Raw genomic sequence first — 5,549 nt, 5'->3', positions numbered from 1 at the left:
AAAAAAGCCCCCCTCCACTGTTATGTGGAGGGGGGCCTTGAGGAAGGCGGCTCCCTACTCTCCCGCCCTTTCGGGCAGTACCATCGGCGCTGGCGGGCTTAACTTCCCTGTTCGGAATGGAAAGGGGTGGGCCCCGCCGCCATGGCCACCTAGGTCTTCGATATCTTTATGTCCGGTCGCTGAGCACAGCCGAAGCATGACATTATAATGGGACGGGGAGGGAACGGGGAATCTTTTCAAGTAAACAAAGCGGGCCCTATGGGCCAAAGGCCGTCCGCGCCCCCCTCCCTAGGGAGGGGGCGCACGCCTGCGCAAGCCATACGGGCAATTAGTACCGCTCGGCTGCATGCATCGCTGCACTTCCACCTGCGGCCTATCGACGTGGTCGTCTCCCACGGCCCTTTAAAGAGATCTCATCTCGCGGCGGGTTTCGCGCTTATATGCCTTCAGCGCTTATCCCGTCCCGACGTGGCTACCCGGCGATGCCCCTGGCGGGACAACCGGTGCACCAGCGGTCGGTCCGGCCCGGTCCTCTCGTACTAGGGCCGGCACCGCTCAAATCTCTGACGCCCGCAGTAGATAGAGACCGAACTGTCTCACGACGTTCTGAACCCAGCTCGCGTGCCACTTTAATGGGCGAACAGCCCAACCCTTGGGACCTTCTCCAGCCCCAGGATGTGACGAGCCGACATCGAGGTGCCAAACCCCCCCGTCGATGTGAGCTCTTGGGGGAGATCAGCCTGTTATCCCCGGCGTACCTTTTATCCTTTGAGCGATGGCCCTTCCATGCGGAACCACCGGATCACTATGCCCTACTTTCGTACCTGTTCGGCCTGTATGCCTCACAGTCAAGCGCCCTTGTGCCATTGCACTCTGCGCACGGTTGCCAAGCGTGCTGAGGGCACCTTTGGAAGCCTCCGTTACTCTTTTGGAGGCGACCACCCCAGTCAAACTACCCACCACGCACTGTCCCCTCTCAAGAGGGTTAGGCCCCGGACAAACAAAGGCTGGTATTTCAACAACGGCTCCACCGTGCCTGGCGACACGGCTTCGAAGCCTCCCAGCTATCCTACACATTGGTTGCCCAAGGTCAATACGAAGCTATAGTAAAGGTGCACGGGGTCTTTTCGTCCCACTGCGGGTAACCGGCATCTTCACCGATACTACAATTTCACCGAGATCATGGTCGAGACAGTGTCCAGATCGTTGCACCATTCGTGCAGGTCGGAACTTACCCGACAAGGAATTTCGCTACCTTAGGACCGTTATAGTTACGGCCGCCGTTTACCGGGGCTTCAGTTCAATGCTTCCTCCCGAAGGATTCACATCTCCCCTTAACCTTCCGGCACCGGGCAGGTGTCAGGCCCTATACGTCATCTCTCGATTTTGCAGAGCCCTGTGTTTTTGATAAACAGTCGCCTGGACCTCTTCACTGCGGCCCCCCCGGAGGGGGGCGACCCTTCTCCCGAAGTTACGGGTCCATTTTGCCTAGTTCCTTGACCATGAATCTCTCGAGCGCCTTGGAATTCTCATCCCGACCACCTGTGTCGGTTTACGGTACGGGCCGCACGGTTCGCTTTTCTTGGAAGTCGATATGCCGGATTATCGCCTCGGCCGTGGCCTTGGCGTACTATCGGGACGTTGCCGTTCCCTTCAACGTGCAATTCCGTCTGCACGCACCGACTCCTCGCCTCCGTCGCTTTTGGCACCGTGCGGGTAGCGGAATGTTGACCGCTTGTCCATCCACTTCCCCTTTCGGGTACGCGTTAGGTCCCGACTGACCCCCGGCTGATTAGCATGGCCGGGGAAACCTTGGTCTTTCGGCGGCGGTGTTTCTCGCACCGCTTATCGTTACTTATGCCTACATTTTCGTTTGTAAAAGCTCCAGGGGCCCTCGCAGGTCCCCCTTCGGCGCCGTTACAATGCTCCCCTACCCCCGCGTACTCATGTACGCGGGCCACGGCTTCGGTAATATGCTTATGCCCGATCATTATCCATGCGGGACCGCTCGACCAGTGAGCTGTTACGCACTCTTTAAATGAATGGCTGCTTCCAAGCCAACATCCTGGCTGTCGGTGCAGTCCCACCGCGTTTTGTCAACTTAGCATATATTTGGGGACCTTAGCCGGTGGTCCGGGTTCTTTCCCTCTCGGACATGGACCTTAGCACCCATGCCCTCACTGCGTTACAACGTTTCATAGCATTCGGAGTTTGTCGGGAATTGGTAGGCGGTGAAGCCCCCGCATCCAATCAGTAGCTCTACCTCTATGAAACTGATAACACGCTGCACCTAAATGCATTTCGGGGAGTACGAGCTATTTCCGAGCTTGATTGGCCTTTCACCCCTACCCACAGGTCATCCCAAGACTTTTCAACGTCAACGGGTTCGGCCCTCCACTATGTGTTACCACAGCTTCAGCCTGCCCATGGGTAGATCGCACGGTTTCGCGTCTGCCCCTACTAACTAAAGCGCCCTGTTAAGACTCGCTTTCGCTGCGGCTCCGGACCTGAAGTCCTTAACCTCGCTAGTAAGGGCAACTCGTAGGCTCATTATGCAAAAGGCACGCCGTCACAGTGCAAGCACTGCTCCGACCGCTTGTAGGCGTATGGTTTCAGGGTCTGTTTCACTCCCCTGTTCGGGGTTCTTTTCACCTTTCCCTCACGGTACTGGTCCACTATCGGTCTCCCAGGAGTATTTAGCCTTGGCGGATGGTCCCGCCGGATTCACACAGGGTTTCACGTGCCCCGCGCTACTCAGGATACCGCTACATGTACATGCCCTTCCCGTACCGGGCTGTCACCGTCTGCGGCCCCCCTTTCCAAGGGGTTCCGGTCGGTCATGTACACGATCGCGCGGTCCTACAACCCCACGTTTGCCGAGACAAACGTGGTTTGGGCTTCTCCGGTTTCGCTCGCCGCTACTACCGGAATCACTCTTGTTTTCTCCTCCTCCGGCTACTTAGATGTTTCAGTTCACCGGGTTCGCCCCCCTTGCGGGGTACCATACCTTCAGTATGGTGGGTTGCCCCATTCGGACATCCGCGGATCATATCGTGTGTGCCGATCCCCGCGGCTTTTCGCAGCTTATCACGTCCTTCGTCGCCTCTGGGAGCCTAGGCATCCCCCATACGCCCTTGTCCAGCTTGTCGCCGAACCTTTGATTCCTAGTCGCTCGCTCTTTCTACTTAAAAAAATTCGTGTTTCCTCCCAGTGCGCACATCAATAAAAAATGCGCGCCCTGTCCCAATATGTCAATGAACTTTGTGGCGGGTCGCCACCGACAATTACAAACAACCATCGGCAACAAACTCTTCGCCCAATTCGTAAGCTCTCCTTCGCTCTCTTCCCAAGTGGACTTGTCCACCGAAGCGAGCTACGGCGAGCGTAGGTGGAGAATATCGGAGTCGAACCGATGACCTCCTGCGTGCAAGGCAGGCGCTCTAGCCAGCTGAGCTAATCCCCCGTTTTTCAGTTGTCGGTTAACGGTTATCAGTTAACAGTACTATATAACGGCAACTCAACACCTAGAATTTCCAATGATCCTATTCTCAATGAACGTCCACGGGCCTTGGCCCATGGTACAAAAACTATAGCAGGAAGCTTCGTAGTCCCAGGCAGACTCGAACTGCCGACCTCTACATTATCAGTGTAGCGCTCTAACCAGCTGAGCTATGGGACTGTAGCTTTCCAACGTGCAACGGGGCCCAGGGCCGCCGGTGCTATATCCTTATCGTGGGGACGTGGGGGACAACAGGCAAAAAAAAAAAAGAAAAAAAAGACCGAAGGGCACGGGAAGGGGCGCAACGGGCGCCGCGCTCCAGAAAGGAGGTGTTCCAGCCGCACCTTCCGGTACGGCTACCTTGTTACGACTTAGCCCTAGTTACCGATCTTGCCCTAGGCCGCTCCTCGCGGTGACGGACTTCAGGCACTCCCGGCTTCCATGGCTTGACGGGCGGTGTGTACAAGGCCCGGGAACGTATTCACCGGATCATGGCTGATATCCGATTACTAGCGATTCCAGCTTCACGGGGTCGGGTTGCAGACCCCGATCCGAACTGTGACCGGTTTTGTGGATCCGCGCCCCCTTACGGGGTGGCTTCCCGCTGTACCGGCCATTGTAGCACGTGTGTGGCCCAGGACGTAAGGGCCGTGATGATTTGACGTCGTCCCCACCTTCCTCGCGGTTTGCACCGGCAGTCCCGTTAGAGTCCCCATCTTTACATGCTGGCAACTAACGGCAGGGGTTGCGCTCGTTATAGGACTTAACCTGACACCTCACGGCACGAGCTGACGACAACCATGCAGCACCTTGCAAAATGTCCGAAGAAAAGGGTATCTCTACCCCTGTCATTATGCATTTAAGCCCTGGTAAGGTTCCTCGCGTATCATCGAATTAAACCACATGCTCCACCGCTTGTGCGGGCCCCCGTCAATTCCTTTGAGTTTCATTCTTGCGAACGTACTCCCCAGGTGGGACACTTATCACTTTCGCTTGGCCGCCGAGCCCGAGGGCCCGACAGCTAGTGTCCATCGTTTACGGCGTGGACTACCGGGGTATCTAATCCCGTTCGCTCCCCACGCTTTCGTCCATCAGCGTCAGTATACAGTTAGCGACCTGCCTTCGCGATCGGTGTTCTATGTGATATCTATGCATTTCACCGCTACACCACATATTCCGGCCGCTCCACTGTAACTCAAGACCGCCAGTATCAAGGGCACCTCCACGGTTGAGCCGTGGTATTTCACCCCTGACTTAACGGCCCGCCTACGGACCCTTTAAACCCAATGATTCCGGATAACGCTCGGACCCTCCGTATTACCGCGGCTGCTGGCACGGAGTTAGCCGGTCCTTATTCTTACGGTACCGTCAACTCTCCACACGTGGAGAGGTTTCTTCCCGTACAAAAGCGGTTTACGACCCGTAGGGCCGTCTTCCCGCACGCGGCATGGCTGGATCAGGCCTCCGCCCATTGTCCAATATTCCTCACTGCTGCCTCCCGTAGGAGTCTGGTCCGTGTCTCAGTACCAGTGTGGGGGATCCCCCTCTCAGGGCCCCTAACCATCGTAGCTTTGGTAAGCCGTTACCTTACCAACCAGCTAATGGTACGCATGGCCATCCGCTGCCGCCCGTAGGCTCTAACCGGTACACGATGCCGTGTAACGGTACCACGGGGCATTAATCCGGGTTTCCCCGGGCTATTCCCCTGCAGCGGGCAGGTTCCATACGCGTTGCGCACCCGTGCGCCGGTCGCCATCTTCCAGCAAGCTGGAAATGCTGCCCCTCGACTTGCATGTGTTAGGCCTGCCGCTAGCGTTCATCCTGAGCCAGGATCAAACTCTTCATCGTCGACTCGTATATATCTACGCGCCGGCGCCCGAAGCCCGATCCCGTGCCCTCGATCTAAATTATCATTATCTGCTTATGTTGTCTTTTCCTCGGAGATAGGCCATCAAAAAGGCCCGCTCCTCGTCTCCACAATATGTAAATGAACTTCCTAAAACCCCAAGGGCATGCCCCCAAAGCGGCTGCAAATATAAACCGGTTTTTT

Annotated in this window: 2 tRNA genes and 3 rRNA genes; all 5 read right to left on the bottom strand. The window is 56.6% G+C overall.

Annotated features, from left to right (window positions below):
* Positions 1–41 precede the first annotated feature (41 nt).
* Positions 42–153: ribosomal RNA gene (rrf, locus tag D7Z94_RS25485) — 5S ribosomal RNA — on the bottom strand.
* Between the two features lie 155 nt (positions 154–308).
* Positions 309–3,149, bottom strand: a 23S ribosomal RNA gene (locus D7Z94_RS25480).
* A gap of 240 nt (positions 3,150–3,389) precedes the next feature.
* Positions 3,390–3,463 (bottom strand) — tRNA-Ala (locus D7Z94_RS25475).
* Between the two features lie 142 nt (positions 3,464–3,605).
* Positions 3,606–3,679: transfer RNA gene (locus D7Z94_RS25470), tRNA-Ile, on the bottom strand.
* Between the two features lie 142 nt (positions 3,680–3,821).
* Positions 3,822–5,347: ribosomal RNA gene (locus D7Z94_RS25465) — 16S ribosomal RNA — on the bottom strand.
* Together the 16S, 23S and 5S rRNA genes with 2 tRNA genes alongside form the textbook arrangement of a ribosomal RNA operon.
* Positions 5,348–5,549 lie beyond the last annotated feature (202 nt).

Origin of the sequence: Ulvibacterium marinum (assembly GCF_003626755.1) — a bacterium.
Lineage (GTDB): Bacteria > Bacteroidota > Bacteroidia > Flavobacteriales > Flavobacteriaceae > Ulvibacterium > Ulvibacterium marinum.
Note: the sequence above shows the minus strand (reverse complement) of the source record. Positions and strands in the feature narration are given on the sequence as shown.